The 21,946-nt window shown below is 65.7% G+C and carries 23 protein-coding genes and 2 tRNA genes; 14 read left to right on the forward strand and 11 right to left on the reverse strand.

Translation table 11 applies throughout. The annotated features are described in order from the left end of the window. Positions 1-36 precede the first annotated feature (36 nt). The gene (locus HDC35_RS09460) at positions 37-840 is read right to left on the reverse strand and encodes an SDR family oxidoreductase (protein ID WP_184646026.1); all 804 of its coding nucleotides are present in this window, start codon (positions 838-840) and stop codon (positions 37-39) included. 73 nt (positions 841-913) lie between these two features. Here HDC35_RS09460 and HDC35_RS09465 point away from each other — a divergent pair, with 73 nt between their 5' ends. Continuing rightward, complete coding sequence (locus HDC35_RS09465; protein WP_221438190.1) at positions 914-1,351, forward strand: helix-turn-helix domain-containing protein; 438 nt, start codon at positions 914-916, stop codon at positions 1,349-1,351. Positions 1,352-1,357: 6 nt separating this feature from the next. Here HDC35_RS09465 and HDC35_RS09470 read toward each other — a convergent pair whose 3' ends face one another. Beyond that, positions 1,358-1,840 carry an SRPBCC family protein gene (locus HDC35_RS09470; protein ID WP_184646028.1) on the reverse strand — a complete coding sequence of 161 codons (483 nt, stop codon included), beginning with the start codon at positions 1,838-1,840 and terminating at the stop codon, positions 1,358-1,360. Positions 1,841-1,887: 47 nt separating this feature from the next. Between HDC35_RS09470 and HDC35_RS09475 the strand changes: the two genes are divergently transcribed. After that, positions 1,888-2,211: a helix-turn-helix transcriptional regulator gene (locus tag HDC35_RS09475; protein ID WP_184646030.1), complete on the forward strand. Its 324-nt coding sequence runs from the start codon at positions 1,888-1,890 to the stop codon at positions 2,209-2,211. A gap of 33 nt (positions 2,212-2,244) precedes the next feature. Here the strand turns inward: HDC35_RS09475 and HDC35_RS09480 are convergent, their stop codons facing one another. Genes HDC35_RS09480 through HDC35_RS09490 form a run of 3 tightly spaced genes read right to left on the reverse strand, consistent with a single transcriptional unit; the run spans position 2,245 to position 5,382 of the window. Next, the gene (locus tag HDC35_RS09480; protein ID WP_184646032.1) at positions 2,245-3,834 is read right to left on the reverse strand and encodes an MDR family MFS transporter; all 1,590 of its coding nucleotides are present in this window, start codon (positions 3,832-3,834) and stop codon (positions 2,245-2,247) included. Between the two features lie 7 nt (positions 3,835-3,841). Beyond that, complete coding sequence (locus HDC35_RS09485; protein ID WP_184646034.1) at positions 3,842-4,942, reverse strand: HlyD family secretion protein; 1,101 nt, start codon at positions 4,940-4,942, stop codon at positions 3,842-3,844. Then, on the reverse strand, positions 4,942-5,382 hold the full coding sequence (locus tag HDC35_RS09490; protein WP_184646036.1) for a MarR family winged helix-turn-helix transcriptional regulator: 441 nt from the start codon (positions 5,380-5,382) through the stop codon (positions 4,942-4,944). The genes HDC35_RS09485 and HDC35_RS09490 overlap by 1 nt, the downstream gene beginning before the upstream one ends. Before the next feature lie 126 nt (positions 5,383-5,508). Here HDC35_RS09490 and HDC35_RS09495 point away from each other — a divergent pair, with 126 nt between their 5' ends. Beyond that, entirely contained in the window at positions 5,509-6,156 is a 648-nt protein-coding gene (locus tag HDC35_RS09495; RefSeq protein ID WP_184646038.1) for a 2-hydroxychromene-2-carboxylate isomerase, read from the forward strand. Between the two features lie 140 nt (positions 6,157-6,296). Here the strand turns inward: HDC35_RS09495 and HDC35_RS09500 are convergent, their stop codons facing one another. The 4 genes from HDC35_RS09500 to HDC35_RS09515 form a co-directional block, all read right to left on the reverse strand. After that, positions 6,297-6,722: a biopolymer transporter ExbD gene (locus HDC35_RS09500; RefSeq protein WP_058805108.1), complete on the reverse strand. Its 426-nt coding sequence runs from the start codon at positions 6,720-6,722 to the stop codon at positions 6,297-6,299. 32 nt (positions 6,723-6,754) lie between these two features. Continuing rightward, complete coding sequence (locus HDC35_RS09505) at positions 6,755-7,276, reverse strand: biopolymer transporter ExbD (RefSeq protein ID WP_184646040.1); 522 nt, start codon at positions 7,274-7,276, stop codon at positions 6,755-6,757. A gap of 125 nt (positions 7,277-7,401) precedes the next feature. After that, positions 7,402-8,217 (reverse strand): MotA/TolQ/ExbB proton channel family protein, encoded by an 816-nt coding sequence (locus tag HDC35_RS09510; RefSeq protein ID WP_409437939.1) that lies wholly within the window; start codon positions 8,215-8,217, stop codon positions 7,402-7,404. A 58-nt stretch (positions 8,218-8,275) separates the two neighbouring features. Next, positions 8,276-8,932 carry an energy transducer TonB gene (locus HDC35_RS09515; RefSeq protein WP_184646042.1) on the reverse strand — a complete coding sequence of 219 codons (657 nt, stop codon included), beginning with the start codon at positions 8,930-8,932 and terminating at the stop codon, positions 8,276-8,278. 342 nt (positions 8,933-9,274) lie between these two features. On the opposite strand from HDC35_RS09515, the gene HDC35_RS09520 reads away from it, so the two are divergent. The 3 genes from HDC35_RS09520 (at position 9,275) to HDC35_RS09530 (ending at position 12,076) form a co-directional block, all read left to right on the forward strand. Then, on the forward strand, positions 9,275-10,081 hold the full coding sequence (locus HDC35_RS09520; RefSeq protein ID WP_260397636.1) for a hypothetical protein: 807 nt from the start codon (positions 9,275-9,277) through the stop codon (positions 10,079-10,081). 151 nt (positions 10,082-10,232) lie between these two features. Next, a complete protein-coding gene (locus HDC35_RS09525; protein WP_184646046.1) occupies positions 10,233-11,564 on the forward strand; it encodes a homoserine dehydrogenase in 1,332 nt (443 codons plus the stop codon). Between the two features lie 131 nt (positions 11,565-11,695). Beyond that, positions 11,696-12,076, forward strand: a complete 381-nt coding sequence (locus HDC35_RS09530; protein WP_184646048.1) for a hypothetical protein — start codon at positions 11,696-11,698, stop codon at positions 12,074-12,076. On the opposite strand, the gene HDC35_RS09535 is transcribed toward HDC35_RS09530, so the two are convergent. After that, on the reverse strand, positions 12,073-12,465 hold the full coding sequence (locus tag HDC35_RS09535) for a hypothetical protein (RefSeq protein ID WP_311770745.1): 393 nt from the start codon (positions 12,463-12,465) through the stop codon (positions 12,073-12,075). The two genes, HDC35_RS09530 and HDC35_RS09535, sit on opposite strands and share 4 nt — an antisense overlap. Before the next feature lie 135 nt (positions 12,466-12,600). On the opposite strand from HDC35_RS09535, the gene glpX reads away from it, so the two are divergent. Then, a complete protein-coding gene (gene glpX / locus HDC35_RS09540) occupies positions 12,601-13,569 on the forward strand; it encodes a class II fructose-bisphosphatase (RefSeq protein WP_184646052.1) in 969 nt (322 codons plus the stop codon). A 311-nt stretch (positions 13,570-13,880) separates the two neighbouring features. Here glpX and HDC35_RS09545 read toward each other — a convergent pair whose 3' ends face one another. Continuing rightward, positions 13,881-14,369, reverse strand: a complete 489-nt coding sequence (locus HDC35_RS09545) for a flavodoxin family protein (RefSeq protein WP_184646055.1) — start codon at positions 14,367-14,369, stop codon at positions 13,881-13,883. Positions 14,370-14,466: 97 nt separating this feature from the next. Between HDC35_RS09545 and HDC35_RS09550 the strand changes: the two genes are divergently transcribed. The 7 genes from HDC35_RS09550 (at position 14,467) to HDC35_RS09575 (ending at position 21,946) form a co-directional block, all read left to right on the forward strand. Further along, positions 14,467-16,446, forward strand: coding sequence for an alkyl/aryl-sulfatase (locus tag HDC35_RS09550; RefSeq protein ID WP_260397637.1), 1,980 nt, complete (start codon positions 14,467-14,469; stop codon positions 16,444-16,446). 142 nt (positions 16,447-16,588) lie between these two features. Then, the gene (locus HDC35_RS19650) at positions 16,589-17,122 is read left to right on the forward strand and encodes a PH domain-containing protein (RefSeq protein WP_260397638.1); all 534 of its coding nucleotides are present in this window, start codon (positions 16,589-16,591) and stop codon (positions 17,120-17,122) included. Further along, the gene (locus tag HDC35_RS09555; protein WP_260397639.1) at positions 17,119-18,642 is read left to right on the forward strand and encodes a PH domain-containing protein; all 1,524 of its coding nucleotides are present in this window, start codon (positions 17,119-17,121) and stop codon (positions 18,640-18,642) included. Before HDC35_RS19650 ends, HDC35_RS09555 begins: the two co-directional genes overlap by 4 nt. Next, on the forward strand, positions 18,639-20,405 hold the full coding sequence (gene recJ / locus HDC35_RS09560; protein ID WP_184646056.1) for a single-stranded-DNA-specific exonuclease RecJ: 1,767 nt from the start codon (positions 18,639-18,641) through the stop codon (positions 20,403-20,405). Before HDC35_RS09555 ends, recJ begins: the two co-directional genes overlap by 4 nt. Positions 20,406-20,519: 114 nt before the next feature. Continuing rightward, a tRNA-Glu gene (locus tag HDC35_RS09565) sits at positions 20,520-20,595 on the forward strand. Positions 20,596-20,645: 50 nt separating this feature from the next. Next, positions 20,646-20,720, forward strand: a tRNA-Glu gene (locus HDC35_RS09570). Positions 20,721-20,848: 128 nt separating this feature from the next. Next, positions 20,849-21,946, forward strand: a complete 1,098-nt coding sequence (locus HDC35_RS09575; RefSeq protein ID WP_184646058.1) for an alpha/beta fold hydrolase — start codon at positions 20,849-20,851, stop codon at positions 21,944-21,946.

Below are 21,946 nucleotides of genomic sequence, written 5' to 3' on the forward strand. Positions count from 1 at the left end.
TGGGGGGCGGCGTTCGATCGCCACCCTCCAGTTACCTCAAGCCGCTTCGTTCACCCGATACCGCTCCGCCACATCGCGCCGCGACAGGTTCGGCCCCATCGCCAGCCGTGCGGCGTAATAACCCTTCCACTGGCCTTCGTCGGCGAGCGGCGGGATCGTCACTTCCTCGCGGCGATCCAGCCCCAGTAGCGCTGCATCGACGAGGTCGCCGGCGCTCATCACCATCTCGGCCGGTAAGGCGTCGACATCCTTGCCCGACCGTTCCCATATTTCGGTGCGCGTCGCGCCGGGAAGCACCGCCTGGACATGGAAGCCCTTTTCGCGGCCGTTCGCGGCAAGCGCGTGGCTTAAATTCAGCAGGAACGCCTTCGATCCGCTGTACACGCCCTCAAACTGCTCGGGGGCAAGCGCGAGAACCGAGGCGATGTTGACGATCGCACCCGTGCCGCGTGCACCGAACGCCTTGCCCGCGGCGATCGCGAGCCGCGCCGCGGCGGTGATGTTGAGCGCGACGATCGTCTCGATCTCCGCCGGGCTGTTTTCCAGCGTACCGCCGTTGAGCGACATGCCGGCATTATTGACGAACAGGCTGATGTTCGCGTCGTCGATCAGGCGTTGCTCGATCCGCGTCACATCGTCGCCTTTGGTGAGGTCGGCGGCGATCACGTCGATCGCTACGCCATATTCGGCGCGCAGCTTCGCCGCGAGTTCCTCCATCTGGGCGCCGTTGCGCGCAACGAGAATCAGGTCGTGGCCGCGCCGCGCGAGGCGGTCGGCATAAACGGCGCCAAGGCCGGTCGAGGCGCCCGTGATCAGGGCCGTTCCATTGGGAATCGTCATCGTCATTCTCCTTAACGGGCGGCCCTTTATCGGGTCGCTTGCAAAATGATAGTTACTTCCCCATATGACTTCAATGGGTATGGATGAAAATAATCTGGGCACCTGCCCGGTCGACCGCGGGCTGATGCGCGTCGGCGACCGCTGGAGCATGTTGGTGCTGCGCGATATCGAGCGCGGGCTGACGCGCTACGAGCAATTGCGCACCAGCCTCGGCATCGCGCCGAACATTTTGTCGCGGCGGCTTTCGGCGCTGGCCGAGGCGGGGTTGATTGCGAAAAACCGCTATAGCGAGCGGCCGCCGCGCGACGAATATCTGCTCACCGAGGCGGGGCGCGACTTCCTGCCGATTCTGATGGCGATCGGCGCATGGGGGCGCAAATATAATGGCGTGGGCGCGCTCAGCCGCCATCGCGACGCCGCGACGGGCGAAATCGTCCGCCCCGTCGTCGTCGACGCCAACACCGGCGCCCCGATCGGTTCGCGCCCGCTCCGCCTCGAATATCCCGACTGACGCGCGCTATTTGTACATGCCCTCGCGCAGGTTGATGCCGTGTTCAAGCCACGCCTTGAGCGCGCAGAGCATCTGCGACCAGCCCTGGCAATTGCCATAGGAGGCGCCGAGCGCGCCCTGATTCTCGCGCCAGCCTTCTTCGGCGATCTCGACCAGCGTGCGGCCGTCGTCGAGACCCTTGAAGTGCATCGTCACGCGCGTGCGGTAATCGGCATCCTTCAGTTCGCCGCCATCGACATTCGGTGCCTCGCCCTCGCTTGCCTGCCATTCGAGGACGATCTTCTCATCCTCCACGACCTCGATGACATAGACGGGGAAGGCGCCGGGAAAGTCATGGAAGTCCCACTCCACCGTCGCGCCCGTCTCGAGTCGGCCCTGCGCGCCGCCCGTGGTGAAATAGTTCGACAGCTGGGCGGGGTCGGCGACCGCTTCGAACACCTCGTGCACCGGCTTCGCGATCCGGGCGGCTACTCGAAATTTCAGTTCCATTGACAATCTCCACTTGATTCCTTGCTATTATGTTATATATTTATAACATGTCAATCCACGAAGAATATGACAAGGTTTTCAAGGCGCTGTCGTCCCACATTCGCCGCCAGATTCTCGACGACCTCAAGGATCAGCCGCTGACCACGGGCACGCTTTGCGGCAACTTCATGCATCTCGACCGCTGCACGGTAATGCAGCATCTGAAGGTGCTGGAGGATGCCGGCCTCGTCATCGCCGAACGCCGCGGGCGCGAGCGCTGGAACCATCTCAACGCGATGCCGATCCAGGACATCCACGACCGCTGGATCGGCCCGCACGCCGCGGCGGCGACCGCGCGGCTCGCGCGTTTCAAGCAGTCGATCGAAGCGTAATAGCGGACGGCCATCGACCGCACCGCCAAAGAGCTAATGCCCCATATCTGCCGCCGAGGCTTTCGGCGCGCCCGGCTTCGGCGATCGGAGCAGCAGCACCAGCGGCACCGACGCCAGCGTCACCCACATCATCAGCCAGAAGTCGTCGATATAGGCGACCATCGCCGCCTGCCGGTTGATCTCGGCATTGACCATCACCATCGCTGCGTCGCCCGCGATGCCAAACCGGTCGGCGGTAGAGGGGTCGAGCAGGCCGACCGAACTGTTGGTGACATGCGCGGCCAGATCCTCGTGGCTCGTCTGGATATTGGCGCCAAGCAAGGTGGTGACGACCGAAATGCCCACCGAGGCGCCGATGCTGCGGAGCAGGTTCAGCAGGCTCGAACCGTCGGTGCGGTGCTGCGGCGCGATCGTCGCGAACGCCATGGTGTTCAACGGAATGAAGATCAGCCCCATGCCGAGCCCCTGCACCAGCCCGCTGACGATCACCGGCTGCATCCCCATCGCGAGCGACCAGTGGCTCATCTGCCACAGCGAATAGGCTGCGATCAGGAGGCCCGTGCCGACCAGCCAGCGCGCGTCGATCCTGCCCAGCAATTGCCCCGCGACCCACATGCTCATCAAAATGCCGATTCCCCGCAGCGCGAGGACGATGCCGGTATCGATCACCGGCCAGCCGAACAGATTCTGGAGCATCGGCGGCAGCAGCGCCATCGACGCGAACATAACGACGCCGATCACGACCATGAAGCCCATCGCGGTGACGAGATTGCGGTCGGCGAGCATCGAACGGTTGAACAGAGGTGCGCGCACGGTGAGCATATGGACGAGGAACATCCAGAGGCACGCGACCGCAACCCCGAGCTCGATCCAGATCTCGATGCTATCGAACCAGTCGAGGTGAGCGCCGCGATCGAGCATCAATTGCAATGCTGCGAGCCCCAGCGCGAGCATCGAGAAGCCGAACAGGTCGAACCGGCGATCGGTCCGACGCGTCGAGGGAAGCAGCGCCCACATCATCGCGAAAGTGACAAGACCGACGGGCAGGTTGACGTAGAAGACCCAGCGCCAGTTGACGCTTTCGGTCAGCCAGCCGCCGAGCACGGGGCCAAGGATCGGTCCGATCATGATCCCCATGCCCCAGATCGACATCGCGCGCGCGTGGCGTTCGGGCGGGTTGATGTCGAGCATCACCGATTGCGAGAGGGGGCCGATGAAGGCGGCGCTGATCCCCTGAACAAAGCGGAAGGCAACCATCTGTTCGAGCGACTGCGCGGCTCCGCACGCCATCGATGCCACGATGAAGCCCGCGACAGCGCCGAGAAACAGCTCGCGCCGCCCGATCCGGTCGGCAAGCCAGCCGGTGATCGGCATCGCGATTGCCGAGGCGAGGATATAACTGGTCAGCACCCAGGTCACCGTCTCGCTCGTCGCGCCGAGCGCCGATTGCATGTGCGGGATGGCGACGTTGGCAATCGTCGTGTCGAGGATCTGCATGATCGACGCGCCCATGACGGCGACGGTCAGCAGGCCGCGATAACGGACGCCCTCGTGCAGCGGGATGCTGTCGTCGTCGGGCAGCGCCGCGGCCGATGGCCCACGGGGTAGGACGTTGCCCGCCACGCTCGTTTTACCGCGTGAAGACTTTGACGTCGGCCGACAGCCCCGCGATCATGGCGCGCGCGGGCTTTTCGTCGAAGGCGATGCGAACGGGGACGCGCTGCGTCACCTTGACCCAGTTGCCGGTCGCGTTTTGCGCGGGCAGGACCGAAAATTCGCTCCCCGTACCCGCGCCGATGGTCAGCACATGGCCGCGAACCTTGACTCCAGGATAGGCATCGAAGCTGATCTCCGCGCGCTGGCCGACGCGCATGTCGGCAAGGTCGGTTTCCTTGAAATTGGCTTCGACCCAAGGGTGCGCGGTATCGACGAGCGTAACCGCGGGCAGCCCGGCGACCATCATCTGGCCGATCTGCAACCGGTCCGACTGCGCGACGCGGCCCGCGCTCGGCGCGCGGACGGTAGTGCGACCGAGGTTCACCTCTGCCTGCGAGCGCTGGACGCGCGCCGCCTCGATCTGCGGGTTGATGCCGCTCGACGGCCCGGCGGCGAGTTTGGCGCGCGCCTCGGCGGCTGCGGCTTCGGCCTGACGGACGCTCTCACGCGCTTGGGCAAGCGCGTGACGTGAGGCATCATAGGCGGCTTTGGTCGTGAAGCCCTTTTCCATCAGCGCCGCCTGCCGGTCGAAGGTGACTTGCGCGAACTTCACGTCCTCGCGCGCCGCGGCGATATCGACGCTCGAAGTGTTCGCACTCGCCGCCAAATTGCCGACCTCGACGCTGGCCGCGTCGATCGCGGCGGTCGCCTGTGCGACGTCGAGCGCATAGGGCTCGCCGTCGATTCGAAAGAGAAGTTGTCCCTTCGCGACCTGTTGCCCGTCGCGCACTGCGACCTCGGTAATCCGCCCACCGACCTCGGCGGCGACCGATACCTTGTCCATCTGGACATAGGCGTTGTCGGTCGACACCGAGCCGCCGCTCGTCAGCCACCAGCCGACGCCGCCCGCCAAAAGCAACGCGGGCAGCCCGAACATCAGGATGCGGGTGCGCCAGCTCGCCCTTGAAGCGGCTTCGGCCGCAGGCGCAGGGGTGGGCAGTGGGTCGGCCTTGGGCGCGGCTTTGGGCACCGCTGCATTATCGGCATTTGGGCGCGAGGGCGAAAGCTGGTCCATCAGGCGGCTTCTTTTTGGCATATGCGGCGGGAGAGATTGGCGCGAACGCGCTCGACGAGATCGATCAGCTGCTCGGCCTCGGCGGCGTTCAGCCCTTCGAGCGCCTCGGCGGTCAGCGCTTCGGCGGCGGGACGGATACCGCCAAGCAGTTTGCCCGCGCGCGGCGTCAGATAGAGCTGCCAGGCGCGGCGATCGGCGGGATCCGCGCGGCGCTCCACCAGCCCGGCTTCGACCAGGCGGTCGACCATCCGCGACAGCGTGATCGGTTCGACCTCGATCAGTTCGGCGAGCGGTCCTTGGCGGATTCCCTCGTGGCGCTTGAGGTATGTGATGAGCCGCCATTGCAATGCGGTGATCCCGCTTTCCTTCGCGCGCGCGTTAAACGCGCGTCGGAACAGGCGCGCGGTGTCATTCAGCAAGAATCCGATGGTTTCGGTCATATGCTAGGATATAATAGCTATTGCTATTATATTCAATCGCCGCGCGGGATTGCCAACAGCCTCGAATATGGTGTAAATTTTCTTTACACTGCTTGCGTGGGGCATGTTTTTGGGCAGGATGTGGGGATGACTTTGACCGCCGACCTTTTCTGGTCCTTTCGTTCACCGTACAGCTATCTGGCGGTCGGGCGCTACCGCGCGCTCGCGGCCAGCCATGACGTCGCGATCAACCTGCGTCCGGTCTATCCGCTTGCAGTGCGCCAGCCGGACTTTTTCGAACGCAATCACCCCAATTGGCTGAGCTATACAATGCGCGACATGATCCGCGTCGCCCAGTTTCACGGCATCCCCTTCGGCCCGCCCCGGCCAGACCCAATCGTGCAGAATATCGCAACGCGCGAAATAGCGGCCGAGCAGCCCTATATCTACCGGCTGACGCGAATGGGACAGGCGGCGGCGCGGCGCGGCAAGGGCGTCCCCTTCGCCCACGAGGTCGGCCAGATGATCTGGGGCGGCGCGCAGGACTGGCATCTGGGCGGGCATCTGGCGGATGCCGCGAAACGCGCGGGGCTCGACCTTGCCGAACTCGACGCCGAGGCGGAGGGCGACGCAGCGGCGCTCGACACCGAGATCGCGGCCAATCAGGTCGCGCTCGAAATCGCCGGCCATTGGGGCGTGCCGACCCTGGTGTTCGAGGGCGAACCCTTTTTCGGTCAGGATCGCATCGAAATGGCGAAGTGGCGGATGGAGCAAAAGGGGCTGCGCCCGCGGTAGGGTGCGCGCGTCGTCGCTCGTCCTGATCTTGACGCGCTAACGCCTAGGCGGCGACTTACTTTGCTCGCCTCCAGACGCAAAAAAGGGGCCGCGAATCGGTTCGCGGCCCCTCATTCTTGCCTGACGGCCCCGATCAGAGATCAGAAGACGCGGGCATATTGTTCGTTGCCGACGAAGCCGAGCTTGCCGACGCCGCTGCGCTTGATCACCGCCATGACATTGTCGACGACGATATACCGCGCATAGGGGTCGGGCTGGACCTGCAATTCGGGCTCGACCGGCATCGCCTTGGTCTGTTCCAGATATTGCGCCAACTGAGCCAGATCGACCGGTGTCCCGTTCCAGGTGATCGTGCCGGCGGCATCGATCATCACCTTGTTCTTTTCGGGATCGACGTTGCTGGGATTGTTGTTCGGTACCGGCAAGTCGATCTTTACCGCGTGGGTCTGGACCGGGATGGTGATGATGAACATGATGAGGAGCACGAGCATGACGTCGATAAGCGGCGTCGTGTTCATGTCCATCATCGGTTCATTGTCGTCCCGATCTCCAACGGCCATGGACATAGGATTATTCCTTTATAACTGCGCGGACCGCCTTAGAGGCGGCCCACCGTGCCCGAGCCAGGAGCCGGTTCGGAAATGAACCCGATCTTCTGGAAGCCGGCATATTGCATCGTGTAGATCACACCGCCGATGCACTGGTACGGCGTATTGACGTCGCCGCGGATGTGTACTTCGGGGAAGTTTTCTTCGGTGATGTTCTGAGGACCGCCGATATCTTCGAGCAGTTGTTCCAGCTTCTTTTGCCCGCGTTCGAGCAACTGGCGCGAATCGACCGGGGTCTGGCCCCAATAGACTTCGCAAGCGCTGCTGTCGGCATTGGGCTCGCCATCACCGTCGGTGTCGGCCGAACGGATCGACAGAAGCACGTTTTCGGGCTTCGTCGTCGTCGGTTCGAAGACCACGTCGGGCAGCTTGAGGTTCACCGTTTCCAACACCACGGGAACCGTGATGAGGAAGATGATGAGCAACACAAGCATGATGTCCACGAGCGGGGTCGTGTTGATTTCGGACATCGGGGCGTCTTCGCCGCCCTTGTCGCCTACACTCATCGCCATAGGATTAGCATCCTGTCACAAAATTTCTGTCACGGACGTCGGATCGGCACGCTTTGCTTGCCTTTCCCTGTCCAGCGGACCCCGCCCTTCACCATCGAGCGAAAAGCGGGGATCCAGGAGCCAAATCAGGCCTTCTTCGGAGCCGCAGCCGGGGCGGCAGTCTTGACGACGGTGGTCGAAGCCGGCTTGACTTGGCCGTTCGACATGATCGAGCCGAGAACGTCGTTCGAGAAGATCGACAGACGGCGGGCGATCGCCTTGTTGCGGCTCTGCAGCCAGTTGAACGCGAGCACCGCGGGAACGGCGACGATCAGACCGATGGCGGTCATGATGAGCGCTTCACCGACCGGACCGGCGACGGTGTCGATCGACGCCTGACCCGACGCACCGATCTTCACGAGTGCGCGGAGAATACCGATAACGGTACCGAACAGACCGATGAACGGTGCGGTCGAACCGACGGTCGCGAGGAAGGCGAGGCCGCCGTTGAGCTTCGAGTTGATGTGGTTCTGCGAACGCTCGAGCGTGCCGTGCATCCAGTCATGGGCTTCGACGGGGTCGGTCAGCTTGTTATGTTCTTCGTTGGCGCGCAGGCCGTCTTCGACGACCTGGCGGTAGGCGCTGTTCTTTTCGAGCTTCGAAGCGCCATCGGCGAGCGTCGCGGCGCGCCAGAAATTGGTGTCGACGGCCTTGCCCTGGTTCATCACCTTATTCTGTTCGAACAGCTTGGTGAACAGGATGTAGAGCGTGCCGACGAACATGATCAGCAGGATGAGGAAGGTCAGCTGCGAAACGATGCCGCCTTCGCACAGCGCGGGGACGAGACCATAGGGGTTCTGGCCTTCTTCCTTCACGCACATGGCGGCGGGCATCAGGGTGAGGCCCGCGTCGTGAGCGGCGGCCGGCGCCGCAGCGGCGGCATTTGCGATCAGATTAAACATATAGGAAATTCCCTCTCAAAATATTCGATCAATTCGAGAACAATGTGCCCGGCGCCGATCAGCGCGGGATCGTCCAACGGATGCGATTGCTGTAAGTGCCGCCCGTGGGGTTGCCCGCACGGTCCTTGCCCGGATTGAACCGGCCGCGGCGCGTGATGAGCTTGCACGTTTCGGCATCGAGGTCGGCATGGCCGCTCGACGACGTGATATCACAATTGGTGATCCGGCCGTCGGCACCATAGGTGACGCGGAAACCGGTCGTCCCTTCGCGCTCTTCGCGCATGGCGCGCGCCGGATAGTCGTCGTTCGTCGCCCAGCGCCCCGGGTTGCCCCGCGGCGAACCGGATGCGCTGAGATCGGGCGCCGGCGGCGGCGCCGGCGGTGCCGGCGGCGTATAGACGGGCGGGGGCGGCGTCGGCGGCGCCTTCGGCACCGACTGGACCGTATTGGTCGTGACCGGCGGCGGAATCGGCGACGGCGGCGTCACGACCGGCGGCGGCGGCGGCAACTTGTTATCCGGCGGCGGCGGCGGCGGCGGCTCCTCCGGCGGCGGCGGCTCTTCCACGTCCACCACGTCCAATTTTTCGGCAATTTTCTTGACGATACTGATATTCAAGCCGTTGACCAGGCCATAGCCCAGAACCGCTGTAAGCAGACCAACCAAGACAATCGCCACTACCCTGTTTTTAGGGTCGACATTATCACCATAAGCCATTCAGGGACGACGCTCCTTGCTAGATCATCCTGACACCAATTCCCTGCCGACGGGTTCGGTTGCCAAATGCCCGGATGATTTCCGATGCGTTGTGCGAGACCCGACGGCGCTGCATCCGGCTTATTATGTTTTTGCCGGACACTTCGGGCCCGTCCTATCGCGGTGGCGGCACATTCGCAAACCCTTTATCAGCGGTTAATGTGCCATGTCCCATGATAGGGATTTGGGCGCCGATAACGGTGTCATAGACAGACGGAAAGTGGATCGATCATGCGCCTCCCCCACCCCGCCCCCCTTGCCGGCCTCCTGGCCCTGAGCCTAGGGATTCCTGAAGTTTCGGCGATGCAGCCGGCCACGCCCCCCTCCGCGGCAACCCCCTATAGCTATGCCGACATCGCCGATCTGGCGACCGCCGCACCGATCGCGCTGCACGCCCGCATATATGAGGCGATCGCGCTGAAACCCGATCGCGCGCCCGGCGTCGCGGCGGGCTTTGCCCGATTCTATGTCGAGGCCGACGTCGTCAGCCTGATTCGCGGCGCGGGCCCGCTCGCCTCGCGAATCTCCTATCTGGTCGACCTGCCACTCGACGCCAAAGGCAAACCGCCGAAGCTGAAGAAGAAACAGCCCGTCCTGCTGTTCGCCCGCCCTGTCCCGGGTGCCGCGGCGGGTAGCAGCAGCACCGGCAGCGTCCAGCTGATCGCCCCCGACGCGCAATTGTCGTGGGATCCGGCGACCGAGGCACAGCTGCGCGCGGTGCTGACCGAAGCGGTCAAGCCCGGCGCGCCCGCCGAAATCACCGGCATCGCCAACGGATTCCATGTTCCCGGAACGCTGCCCGGCGAAGGCGAGACGCAGCTATTCCTCAACACGCGGACGGGCGATCCGGTATCGATTACCGTGCTGACCGCCGCCGACGGATCGCGGCGCTGGTCCGCCGCGTTTGGCGAGATCGTCGATGGCGCGTCGGTGCCGGCGCGCGACACGCTTGCCTGGTATCGGCTCGCGTGCGGCCTTCCCCGGCAATTGCCGCTGGGCAAGCTGGCGGGCACCGCGCCCGAGGATCGCCGCAAGGCGGCCGCCGACTATGCCGTCGTCCTTGGCGCGCTCGGCGAATGCACGCGGACGCGCAACCCCCCGGTCGATTGATTATTCTCCGACTGACGCCGGAGGGGGCACCAGCCCGCACGTTTTCGCGCAGAAAAAACAGAAAAGCGTCCTTGTTTCGCCGGCAAAAGCCGATAGGGCGCTCGCGACGGCGGAGCGCGGCTCCGCCCCTGCCCCACACGGAGTCCCTGCCATGTCGCCCCATATCGCCCCGACCGCCCCCCGCCCGCCGCTGCGCGTCGCGCTTGCGGGGATCGGCGTCGTCGGCGGCGGCGTCGTCCGGCTGCTCGAAGCGAACCGCGACCTGATCGCGCGGCGCGCGGGGCGCCCGATCGAGATCGTCGCGCTGTCGGCGCGCGACCGGCACAAGGATCGCGGCATCGACCTTTCGCGCTATCGCTGGGAAGACGACATGGACGCGCTGGTCGTCGCGGGCGACGTCGATGTCGTCGTCGAGATGATCGGCGGCGCCGACGGCCCGGCGTTGACGCTGGCGCGTCATACGCTCGCCGCGGGTAAGGCGCTCGTCACCGCCAACAAGGCGATGATTGCGCATCACGGGCTCGACCTCGCACGGATCGCCGAGGAAAAGGACACACCGCTGAAATATGAAGCGGCGGTTGCGGGCGGCATTCCCGTCATCAAGGCGATCCGCGAAGGCGCGTCGGCAAACCAGATCGCGCGCGTCTATGGCATCCTCAACGGCACCTGCAATTATATCCTGACGCAAATGGAGCGCAGCGGCGCGAGCTTCGCCGATGCGCTCGCCGCGGCGCAGGCGGAGGGTTATGCCGAGGCCGATCCGACCTTCGACGTCGACGGGATCGACGCCGCGCACAAGCTGTCGATCCTTGCCGCGCTGTGCTTCGGGACGAAACTCGACATCGGCGCGGTGAATGCGAACGGCATCCGGAACCTGATTGCCGCGGACATTCGCGAGGCCGAAGCCCTGGGCCACCGCGTTCGCCTGATCGGCATGGCTGAACGCGATGGCGCCGACGCCGACGGCGGCCTTTACCAGCATGTCCAGCCGTGCCTCGTCCCCGCCGACCATCCGCTCGCCTATGTTCCCGGTGCCTTGAACGCGGTGGTCGCCGAGGGCAATTTCGTCGGCCGCCTGTTCTTCGAGGGCGCTGGCGCTGGCGCCGGGCCGACCGCCTCGGCCATCGTCGCCGACATCATCGATATCGCGCGCGACGAATATGGCCCTGCCTTCGCGATGCCGGTCGAAGCGCTCGACGACGCCCCCGCCGCCGATGCCGGCGCGCGCGTCGGCAAACATTATGTCCGCCTGATCGTCGAGGACCGCATCGGCGTGCTCGCCGAGATCGCGGCGGCGATGCGCGACGCGGGGGTGTCGATCGAAAGCTTCATCCAGCGCGGCGCCGACGACGAAGACGGCGTCGTCATCGCGCTCGTCACCCACGAGGGGCCGGCACGCGCAATCCACGCCGCGCTCGCCACCCTCGCGGCGTCGGACCATGTCGTCGGCGCGCCGATGCACATGCCGATCCTCGCCTTGTAGCGGCCGCTTGAAATCGTGCGCGCCGCTGTTCCCCCGGTGAAGGGGAACCGGGGGGGGCATCAGGCGCGGGCTGGCCGAGGCGCGGATGCTGGCGAGCGAGCATCGGCAAACCGCGCTCGCTTATACGGCGCTTGGCGACCTGTTTCCCCTATCTGTTGCTGTCGAGCGAGCCGATCTTCAATCTGCGCACGGAAATCATGTACGGGATGGTCGCGGGCGCGGCCTATCTGATCGTCCTTGTCCTGATCTATTTGGGCGTCGGCCTGCTCGTGAGCCTGCCGATCCTGCTGACGATCGGCGTCGTCTTCGGCCTCGCGCTCGGCGGGCTGATCCTTGTGCACGGAGCCGTCATCTGGGAAAATGCACAAGCTCCGGGCACCGCGCTCGAAATCGCGATGAGTTTCGCATGGGTCCTGCTGTTCGCTGCCTATTTCCTCGCAAAGATATTCGTCCCCGCGGGGCTGTACCGCGCCGCGCGGCCCGCCGCCGCGCCGGCCGAGGTGTTCGCCTAGGGCTCGTCGGCGGCCGGCGGCGGATTGCCCGTTTCAGGATCGGTGCGCTCCTTCGCCATTTCGTAGAGCGCATTATATTCGGGACCCGGCGCATAGCGCCCACCGAGTGACATCCAGTTGTGCGGCAATTTGTCGAGCGGCGTGGGATTGAGTTTCGGCGCGTCGGGAATCGCGGTCTTTGTGGACCGCCCCACGCCCGCGATCGCGCGCAGTTCGGGCGACAAGCGATGGCGTTCGGTATCGGTGCCGCACACAGTAATCGACCCGTCGTCGGCGGGGCGGCAGCGCCGGATCGGGTCGACCAGTTCCTTGGCGTTGGCGACGGCGGTTTCCGCGTCGCGCGCCGGTTTCGGCGCGGGGGGCCCCTGAACCTGTGCGCCGGCCGTCACGGCCAAGACGCTCGACAGGACGACAGCGACCCCGAATCGGGCGAAGTATTCTCGACAAGCGGCGCGGGCGACCATATGGCGCGCACCATGCCCGACCGGGGCGACAAGGCAAGATCAAAGACGGAGAGTGCGGACATGACGAATAGCAGCAACCTCGACCGGGTGCTCGTGCTCGAGATGGTGCGCGTCACCGAAGCCGCGGCAATCGCCGCCGCCAAGCTGATCGGCCGCGGCGATGAGAAAGCCGCCGACGCGGCCGCGGTCGAAGCGATGCGCACGGCATTCAACACACTTTATATGGACGGCACGATCGTGATCGGCGAAGGCGAGCGCGACGAGGCGCCGATGCTCTATATCGGCGAGAAGGTCGGCAATGCCCCCGGCAAGGGCCCCAAGATCGATATTGCGGTCGACCCGCTGGAAGGCACGACGATCACTGCCAAGGCCGGGCCCAATGCGCTTGCAGTGCTCGCGATTGCGGAGGAAGGCTGCCTGCTCAACGCCCCCGACGTCTATATGGACAAGTTGGCGGTCGGCGCCGGATATTCGCCGGGCGTGGTCAATTTCGACAAGAGCGTACGCGAGAATGTCGAAGCGGTGGCGCGCGAAAAGGGCTGCAAGCCCGAACAGGTCATCGTCTGCGTGCTCGACCGCCCGCGCCACGAGGCGATCATCGCCGAACTGCGTGAGCTGGGCTGCGGCGTCGCGCTGATCCCCGACGGCGATGTCGCCGGGGTGATCGCAACGACCAACCCCGAAACCAATATCGACATCTATATGGGCAGCGGCGGCGCGCCCGAAGGCGTGCTCGCCGCGGCGGCGCTGCGCTGCGTCGGCGGCCAGTTCAAGGGCCGCCTGTTGTTCCGCAACGACGACGAGCGGCTGCGCGCGAAAAAATGGGGTATCGAGGATCTCGACCGCGTATACGACCTCGAAGATCTGGCCAAGGGCGATGTGATCTTCGCCGCGACCGGCGTCACCGACGGGTCGCTGCTGCGCGGCGTCAAGCGGCGCCGCGACGGTGTGATGACGACCGAGACGGTCGTGATGCGCGCCTCGTCGGGCACGGTGCGCTGGGTACGCGGGGAGCATCGGTCGCATTGACGGCTTTCGACCGGTAGTTGCCATAAACCCCCCTGTTGCAAAGCCGTGGGGAGGGGGACCGCCGCGAAGCGGTGGTGGAGGGGCTGCGACGGTGTGCCATTGGCCCCTCCGTCAGCGTTTCGCGCTGCCACCTCCCCATGGCTGCGCCACAGGGAGGATATTCCACGCCTCGTCATCCCGGACTTGATCCGGGATCCATCGCGGCGTCGAAGTCATGGACCCCGGATCAAGTCCGGGGTGACGAGGGGGGCTGACTGTGACGGCTAACAGCCCCAAGCCGCCGGTGACCGCTTAACCGGCCCGCGCACCATTCAGAAAATGCCCGCCGCGATGCCCTGGGCCAGCGCGGCGCCAAGGTCGCGCGCTTCGGCGAGTCTGTCTTCGGCGATCGTCTTGGGCGCGAGGATCGCTTCGGGGGTCTGGGCGGCGGTATTCACGATCAGCGGGTCCGCGACACGCTTCAGCCGCCAGCCGGTCGCGATGCGGTCGATCTGGCGCTGGGCGTTCTCGCCGTCGGACCCCGCGCAGATGATCGTGGCATAGGGGCGCCCCTCGAGTTTCCCCAGACACGGATAATAGCAGCGATCGAACATCTCCTTCATCGCGCCCGACAGCGCGGCAAGATTTTCGGGGCCGACGAAGAGGTAGCCCGCCGCCGCGAGCAGCGCGTCGGGCGTGACATCGGCCGCCGCGACAAGCTGTGCGCCCGTCCCCGCGCCCTCGCCAGCGGCGCGCCCTAGTGCTTCGCTGCCGCCGGTACGGCTGTGCCAAATGATAAGCAGTTTACAATCTGTGGGCATAAAATGGGGCAACATCGGACAGGGTGAACGGCGTCGGGACTTGCCAAGGGGGAAGGCAAGGCGCAACCCCGGTACATAATGAAAATGGGGATGAGCGATGCGACAGACGTGGGCCCGGATGGGCGTAGGGACGGGAATGGCGCTGCTGCTGTGCACGCCGATAGCGAATGCGCAGGACGCGGCGAGCGCCGCCACGCGGGGCAAGAATGCCGAACTGGCGGCCCGGTTGCCGCAGGATGGTGCGCAAAGCTGGCATAACGCCACGCGCGGCAAGCTCGCCGAGATCCCGGGCGGCCTGATCCGCGCCGCTGACGGCCGCATCGTCTGGGATTTGCGGCCCTATGCCTTTCTGAACCAGGAGACGGCGCCCGACACGGTCAACCCTTCGCTATGGCGACAAGCGCGGCTCAACACCATCCATGGGCTGTTCGAGCTGGTTCCGGGGCATGTGTGGCAATTGCGCGGTTATGATCTGTCGGTGATGACGATCATTCGCGGCAAGACCGGGTGGATCGTCATCGACCCGCTGTTGTCGGAAGAGACCGCCGCGGCTGCCTGGCGCCTGTTCACCGACACGGTCGAAAAGAAGGATGCGAAGCGCCCGATCCGCGCGGTCCTGTTTACGCACAGCCACAGCGATCATTTCGGCGGGGTGGGCGGCATCGTCACCGCAGAGCAGGTCGCGCGCGAAAAGATCCGGATCATCGCGCCGCATGGTTTTTCGGACGAGGCGACGTCGGAAAATGTGCTTGCGGGAACCGCGATGAGCCGCCGGGCCAGCTATATGTTCGGTTCGATCATCCCCCCCGGCCCGCAAGGCCTGGTCGATACCGGCCTGGGGCCGGGGCTATCGGCGGGGACCATCGGGTATATGGAGCCCACCGAAACGGTCGCGCAGGAAGGCGGAACCCTGTCGGTCGATGGCATCGAGATTGATTTCATGGATGCGGGGGGGACCGAAGCACCGTCCGAGTTCATTTTTCACGTCCCCGAATTTCGCCTGCTGCACACCGCCGACGTCTTTTTCCATTCGATGCACAACCTGCTGACCCTACGCGGGGCGCAGGTGCGCGACGGCCTGGCCTGGGCCAAGATCGCCGATGCGGCGCTGCAACGCTGGGGCGACAAGACCGACATCGTCGCGGCGTCGCACCAATGGCCGACTTGGGGCTCGACCGAAGCGCGGCGCTTCCTGACCAATCAGCGCATTCTTTATCGTTTCGTCCACGACCGCACCTTGTTCCTGGCGAACAGCGGCGCGACGCTGCACGAACTGGCCGATCAGACGAGCGAAGCCCCAGTGCAGCGCCACGATTTTTCGACCCGCGATTATTATGGCACGGTCAATCATAATATGAAGGCGACCTACCAGCGCTATTTCGGCTGGTGGGACGGCAACCCCGCCAATTTCAATCCGCTCCCGCCCGAGCAAAGCGCGGCCAAATATGTCGCGCTTGCCGGGGGCGCCGAAAAGATGCTCGCCGCCGGCAACGCGGCCATGGCGAAGGGCGAATATCGCTGGGCGGCCGAAATGCTGAACAAGCTGGTCTTTGCCCAGCCCGACAATGGCCCCGCGCGCGCCGCGCTGGCCTCTGCCTACGACCAGCTCGGCTATCAGGCCGAATCGGGCGCCTGGCGCAACTATTATCTGGCCGCCGCCGCGACGCTGCGCGGCAGCACGATCGAACGCCAGGTCAGTTCGGGCCGCAGCAGCAGCTTCGTCCGCGCAATACCGACCTCGGTCTATTTCGACGCGCTGGCGACGCGATTCGAGGCCGAAAAGGGCGCCGCGATCAACGGCACCTTTCAGTTCGTGCTGCCCGACAGCAAGGAAACCGTCGCGGTGGTCGTCGCCGACGGGACCGAGTTCCCACGCTATGGCGTGACCGATCCAGCCGCGACTGCGACGATCATGGTCAACCGCGCGACTCTAGACGATGTGATGTTGGGACAGGCACAATTTCCGGCGCTGATGCAGTCGGGCGCGATCCGCATCGACGGCGACCGCGCGGCGTTCCTGTCATGGTTCGCGCTGCACCCGCCCGCCGATGCGCGCTTCAATGTAGTTGTCCCCTAGAGCAGCCAGCTGTCCAATCCGCTCGCATCGAGCGAAGTCGAGATGCCCGTCGTCGGCACACGCCCTTGTGGTGTCTCGACTTCGCTCGACACGAACGGAATTCTAGGTGTCAGTCGCCGGCGATATCTTTAAAGACAGGCTGATGACCGATACCGCCGCCGCCGCGCACCCGACCGACCCGTTCGACGCAGAGGCGATCAACGCCGCCGAAGGGCTCGACCACGTCGATCCTGCCTATGCGCAGGTGCTCCGCATCACGACCGCGCTCAACCTGATCCCGCTCGCGATCGCGGCGAGCATCTTCGACTATCTGCTGATCCGCCATATCGACGGGCCCTATGGGCTGATCACCGCGCTCGCCTGGCTGACCGCGATCATCATGATCGTCAGCTTTCCGTCGCGGCGCATGCAGCGCTGGGGGTACAAGATCGGCGAGGGACAGCTCCGCGTCGCGCGCGGCTGGCTGTTCCGCACCGACACAATCGTGCCCTTTGTGCGCGTCCAGCATATCGACGTCGGGCAGGGGCCGGTCGAGCGCCTCTTCGGGCTGTCGCACCTTATCGTCCACACGTCGGGGACGCACAACAGCACGGTGACGCTGCCCGGCCTGCGCAGCGACCTCGCCGCCGCGATGCGCGAGACGATCCGCCGCCATATCCAGACCGACTTCGCATGAGCGAAGCCGCCGCGATACCGACCGTCGAAGCCGAGCCGGACTGGCAGCGGTTGCACCCCGCGACGCTGGCGCTCGCGGTCGTCGAGCTGGGGCCGCGCTCGCTGCAATTCCTGCCCGCCGTCGCCGCTTTGGGTTTTACCGGCAACTGGGTCTGGATCGTGCCTGCGATCGGCGCCTTTCTCCTCATCTCGCTCGCCGCGGCCTGGTTCCAGTGGCTGCGCTTCCGCTTCCTCGTCGGCGACGACGAAGTGGTGATCGAAAGCGGCGTCTTTTCGCGCCAGCACCGCACCATCCCGTTCGACCGCATCCAGGACGTCAGCATCGAACAGGGGCTGGTCTCGCGCGCGCTCGGCATCGCCAAGGTCGGATTCGAAACGGGCGCAGGGGGCAAGGAGAATGACGCGAGCCTCGACGCCATCGCGCTGGGTGCCGCGCAGGCGCTGCGCACGACGATCCGCGCACATCGCAGCGGCGTGGTCGCGGCGCCCGCCACCGACGATGCCTCCGAGTCGCCCAAGGCGGCGGGGCCAGCCGACGACCGCCTGCTCTTCGCGATGGGGCCGGGGCGGCTGCTGATCGCCGGCCTGTTCAATTTCTCGCTCGCCGCGCTGGCGGTGGTCGGCGCGGGCATGCAGTTTTTCGACAACCTGCTGCCGTTCGATTTCAACATCTTCAACCCGATGGACTGGATCGACATCGCCGAGGATTACGGGCTCGACCAATGGCTGCTCGCGCACCGCTGGATCGCGGCGGTGGGCGGCATCGTCTCGCTGCTGCTGATCGGTTTCGCGAGCGGAATCGTAACGATGGTCTTCGCCAACTGGGCGTTCCGGCTGACGCGCGAGCCGCGCGCGCTCCGCCGCACGCGGGGCCTCACAACGCGCACCGACGTCGCGGTGCCGGTGAAGCGCGTGCAGGCGGCGATCCTGGTCACCGGGTGGTTTCGCCAGCGCTTCGGCTGGCACGAACTACGCCTGCAAAGCCTTGCCAGCGACGGCGAGAAGGAACGTGACCATCAGGTCGTCCCCTTTGGCAAGCTGGAGGAGGTCGACCCGGTGCTGGCCGAGGTTGCGATCGCGCGGCCCGATGCCGACGCACCGTGGCAGCACAGCCACCGCATCATCGCGCTCGGCGGACTGGTCGGCGCGCTCGCCGCGATTGCCGGCGGACTAGTCGCCGTCTCACTGGGACAGCCGCTCGGCTGGTTCGGCCCGCTTGGCGGAGTGTTGATCGGCGCGGGATCGCTGATCGGCGCGCGCTTCCATCGCTGGACCGCCATGGACGATCAGGTCGCGATCCGCCGCGGGCTGTGGAAACCCAAGATGACCCTGCTGCCGCACGCATCGGTGCAGAGCATCGACCTCAAGACCGATTTCATCCTCCGCCCGCTCGGCCTCGCAACGCTCGTCTTCGGCGTTCCCGGCGGCAGCTCGCTGGCGAGCCACGAAATTCCCGCGATCCCGATCGAAACCGCCCGCGGCCTGCGCGACCGCATCCTTGCGGCGAGGGGCCGGCGATGACCGACGCGGCGCTGGGCATCACCCGCTCGATCCTCGGCCAGCCGTGGCGCTGGCGGCGGATGAGCGCCGACACCGGGACCGAGAATCTGGCGCCCGACGACCTCGTTACGCAACTGCTGCTCGCGCGCGGAGTGCCGCGCGACGACCTCGACCGGCAGCGGACGCCGACGCTGCGCGGTTTCATGCCCGACCCGTCGCTGTTCCGCGATATGGACACCGCCGCCGCGCGGCTCGCCGACGCGGTCGAGAAAGGCGAAGCGGTCACCATCTTCGGCGACTATGACGTCGACGGCGCGACGTCGGCGGCTTTGCTTGTGCGGTTGCTGCGCGCGCTCGGGCTGCCGGCGGGCGCTTATATCCCCGACCGGCTGATGGAAGGCTATGGTCCGTCGGGCGCCGCGCTGGTCAGGATCGGCGAGGCAGGATCGAAGCTGATCGTCACCGTCGATTGCGGCGCGCAGGCGTTCGACGCGATCGCCGAGGCCAATGCCGCCGGGGTCGAGGTGATCGTCGTCGACCATCACCAATGCGCGACCATCCTGCCCGCCGCGCTCGCGCTGGTGAACCCCAACCGGCTCGACGAGGAACCGGGTGCGGCGATCCACGGCAATCTGGCGGCGGTCGGGGTTGCCTTCCTGCTCGGCGCCGCGCTGCTCCGGACGTTGCGCACGCGCGGCTTTTTCGCGAACCGCTACGAACCCGCGCTGATCGACCTGCTCGACCTCGTTGCGCTGGGCACCGTCGCCGACGTCGCGCGACTGACGGGGTTCAACCGCGCGCTCGTGACGCAGGGGCTCAAGGTGATGGCGCGGCGCGGCAATATCGGCCTTGCGGCGCTGATGGATGCCGCGCGGCTGACCAGACCGCCGGGCGCGAGCGACATGGGTTTTGCGCTGGGCCCGCGGATCAACGCCGGCGGGCGCGTCGGCAAGTCCGACCTTGGCGTGCGGCTGCTGACGACTTCGGACCCGCAGGAAGCGGCCGAAATCGCGCAGGAGCTCAACCGGCTGAACGAAGAGCGGCGCGCGATCGAAGCCGCGGTACTCGAACAGGCGATCGACGCGAGCGCGGCGTGCGGCAACGCCCCCGTCGCGATCGTCGCGGGTCAGGGCTGGCACCCCGGCGTGATCGGCATCGTCGCCGGGCGGCTGAAGGAAAGGCTGCACCGCCCCGCGATCGTGATCGCGCTCGACGAGGATGGCGTGGGCAAGGGGTCGGGACGCTCGATTGGCGGCGTCGACCTCGGCGCCGCGATTCTTGCTGCGAAAGAGAGCGGCCTGCTCGTCGCGGGCGGCGGGCATGCGATGGCGGCGGGGCTGACCGTCGCCGCCGATAAGGTCGACGCGCTTGGCGCCTTCCTGAACGAACGGCTCGCCGCCGACGTCGAGCGCGCGAGCGGCGACAAGTCGCTGCTGATCGACGCGGTGCTCGCGCCGAGGGGCATTAATCCCCTGTGGTGCGATGCGATCGAAAGCGCCGGCCCCTACGGCGCCGGCTGGCCCGCGCCGCGCGTCGCGACCGGGCCGGTGCGAATCGTCGAATCGGGGATCGTCGGGACCGACCATGTCCGGCTGATCGTGTCGGGCGACGACGGCGCGCGCTTCAAGGCGGTCGCCTTTCGCAGCGCCGAGAGCGAGCTGGGGCAGACATTGCTCAACGCCCGCGGGCGCAAGCTGTGGCTCGCGGGCCGCGCAAAACGCGACGATTGGGGCAGCCGGCCCGCCGCCGAACTGCATCTGGAGGATGCCGCCTGGGCCGATTAGCAGCGCATCGTCGGCCGGTCGGCACGGGGAGACGCAACATTTTTGCGCACGACCGCGCCGCCGCGCTTGACCGCACCCGAACGCCCGTCTAAGGCGCCCGCTCACCGATCAGACGGCCCCTTCGTCTAGCGGTCTAGGACGTCGCCCTTTCACGGCGAAAACACGGGTTCGAGTCCCGTAGGGGTCACCATCGGTCAAGGGAGCGGTCGGCTCCCCCTTCCGCAAAATCACCGACCCCAAGGCCCCTTCGTCTAGCGGTCAGGACGCGGCCCTCTCACGGCTGAAACACGGGTTCGATTCCCGTAGGGGTCACCAACTTCGCATATTTGTCGCATCGCCGATTGACGCGCCCGCCCATGCATTTAGTATACGATATGCGGCGCCGTCCGCCCCGAAATGCCGGTCGCCGGCAGGCGGATCGCGCGACATCCGAAGGAAAGACCATGACGTTTCTGACCCTGGCGCTGCTGGCGATGCAACCGGCGGCGGGAAGCGCCGCTCCGCCGGCACCCGCCCTCACGACGACCCCGCCCAAATGGCGGACCGAAGAGGGCGATGTCGCGATCCGCGATTTCCGTTTCGGGTCGGGCGAGGTGATGCCGACAGTGCGAATCCATTATACGACACTCGGCACGCCGCGCCGCAATGCGAAGGGCGAGATCGACAATGCGGTGATGGTGCTCCACGGCACCGGCGGCAGCGGCAAACAATTTCTGCAGCCGCAATTCGCCGAAGAGCTCTATGGCCCCGGCCAGCCGCTCGACATCGACCGCTATTATATCATCCTGCCCGACAATGTCGGCCACGGCGGATCGTCGAAGCCGTCCGACGGGCTTCGGATGAAATTTCCGCGATATGATTATGTCGACATGGTCGAACTCCAGTACCGGATGCTGACCCAGGGGCTGGGCATCCGGAAGCTGCGCCTGATCATGGGCACGTCGATGGGGTGCATGCACGGCTTCATCTGGGGCGAAACCTATCCCGATTTCGCGCAGGCGCTGATGCCGTTGGCGTGCCAGCCGGTCGAGATTGCGGGCCTGAACCGCATGTGGCGCCAGATGCTGATCGACGGGATCAAGTCCGACCCGGCGTGGATGGGCGGCGAGTATAAAAGCCAGCCGAAGCTGGGCCTGCGCACCGCGGCGTCGTTGTCGGTAATCGCGGGCGGCGCGCCGCTCAACCTTCAGAAAAATTACCCGACCCGCGAGGCCGCAGCCAGCTATGCGCGCGAAAGGATCGAGCGCGACATCGCGAGCCGCGACGCCAACGACATGATCTATCAGTTCGAATCGTCGCGAACGTACAATCCGTGGCCGGGGCTGGAAAAAATCACCGCGCCGATGACCTGGATCAATTCGGCCGACGACTTCATCAATCCCCGCAACCTGCCTTATCCCGCCGAGGCGCTGAAGCGCATGCCCAATGCGCGTTTTCGCCTGATCGCCGAAAGCGACGAGACGCGCGGCCACGGGACGCACACCTGGGCGGTCCATTGGAAGGCCGACCTGGTCGACCTGCTTGCACGGAGCGGCGGCTGA

It is taken from the genome of Sphingopyxis sp. JAI128 (genome assembly GCF_014207235.1).
Classification (GTDB): domain Bacteria; phylum Pseudomonadota; class Alphaproteobacteria; order Sphingomonadales; family Sphingomonadaceae; genus Sphingopyxis.

Coding starts and splice junctions, on each gene's coding strand:
- HDC35_RS09475 (WP_184646030.1), top strand. CDS start 1,888: ATGTCAATCCACGAAGAATATGACAAGGTTTTCAAGGCGCTGTCGTCC.
- HDC35_RS09505 (WP_184646040.1), bottom strand. CDS start 7,276: ATGGCGATGAGTGTAGGCGACAAGGGCGGCGAAGACGCCCCGATGTCC.
- HDC35_RS09460 (WP_184646026.1), bottom strand. CDS start 840: ATGACGATTCCCAATGGAACGGCCCTGATCACGGGCGCCTCGACCGGC.
- HDC35_RS09500 (WP_058805108.1), bottom strand. CDS start 6,722: ATGTCCATGGCCGTTGGAGATCGGGACGACAATGAACCGATGATGGAC.
- HDC35_RS09545 (WP_184646055.1), bottom strand. CDS start 14,369: ATGCCCACAGATTGTAAACTGCTTATCATTTGGCACAGCCGTACCGGC.
- HDC35_RS09525 (WP_184646046.1), top strand. CDS start 10,233: ATGTCGCCCCATATCGCCCCGACCGCCCCCCGCCCGCCGCTGCGCGTC.
- HDC35_RS09575 (WP_184646058.1), top strand. CDS start 20,849: ATGACGTTTCTGACCCTGGCGCTGCTGGCGATGCAACCGGCGGCGGGA.
- HDC35_RS09555 (WP_260397639.1), top strand. CDS start 17,119: ATGAGCGAAGCCGCCGCGATACCGACCGTCGAAGCCGAGCCGGACTGG.
- HDC35_RS09485 (WP_184646034.1), bottom strand. CDS start 4,942: ATGGACCAGCTTTCGCCCTCGCGCCCAAATGCCGATAATGCAGCGGTG.
- HDC35_RS09470 (WP_184646028.1), bottom strand. CDS start 1,840: ATGGAACTGAAATTTCGAGTAGCCGCCCGGATCGCGAAGCCGGTGCAC.
- HDC35_RS19650 (WP_260397638.1), top strand. CDS start 16,589: ATGACCGATACCGCCGCCGCCGCGCACCCGACCGACCCGTTCGACGCA.
- glpX (WP_184646052.1), top strand. CDS start 12,601: ATGACGAATAGCAGCAACCTCGACCGGGTGCTCGTGCTCGAGATGGTG.
- HDC35_RS09510 (WP_409437939.1), bottom strand. CDS start 8,217: ATGTTTAATCTGATCGCAAATGCCGCCGCTGCGGCGCCGGCCGCCGCT.
- HDC35_RS09515 (WP_184646042.1), bottom strand. CDS start 8,932: ATGGCTTATGGTGATAATGTCGACCCTAAAAACAGGGTAGTGGCGATT.
- recJ (WP_184646056.1), top strand. CDS start 18,639: ATGACCGACGCGGCGCTGGGCATCACCCGCTCGATCCTCGGCCAGCCG.
- HDC35_RS09520 (WP_260397636.1), top strand. CDS start 9,275: ATGCAGCCGGCCACGCCCCCCTCCGCGGCAACCCCCTATAGCTATGCC.
- HDC35_RS09490 (WP_184646036.1), bottom strand. CDS start 5,382: ATGACCGAAACCATCGGATTCTTGCTGAATGACACCGCGCGCCTGTTC.
- HDC35_RS09550 (WP_260397637.1), top strand. CDS start 14,467: ATGCGACAGACGTGGGCCCGGATGGGCGTAGGGACGGGAATGGCGCTG.
- HDC35_RS09495 (WP_184646038.1), top strand. CDS start 5,509: ATGACTTTGACCGCCGACCTTTTCTGGTCCTTTCGTTCACCGTACAGC.
- HDC35_RS09465 (WP_221438190.1), top strand. CDS start 914: ATGGGTATGGATGAAAATAATCTGGGCACCTGCCCGGTCGACCGCGGG.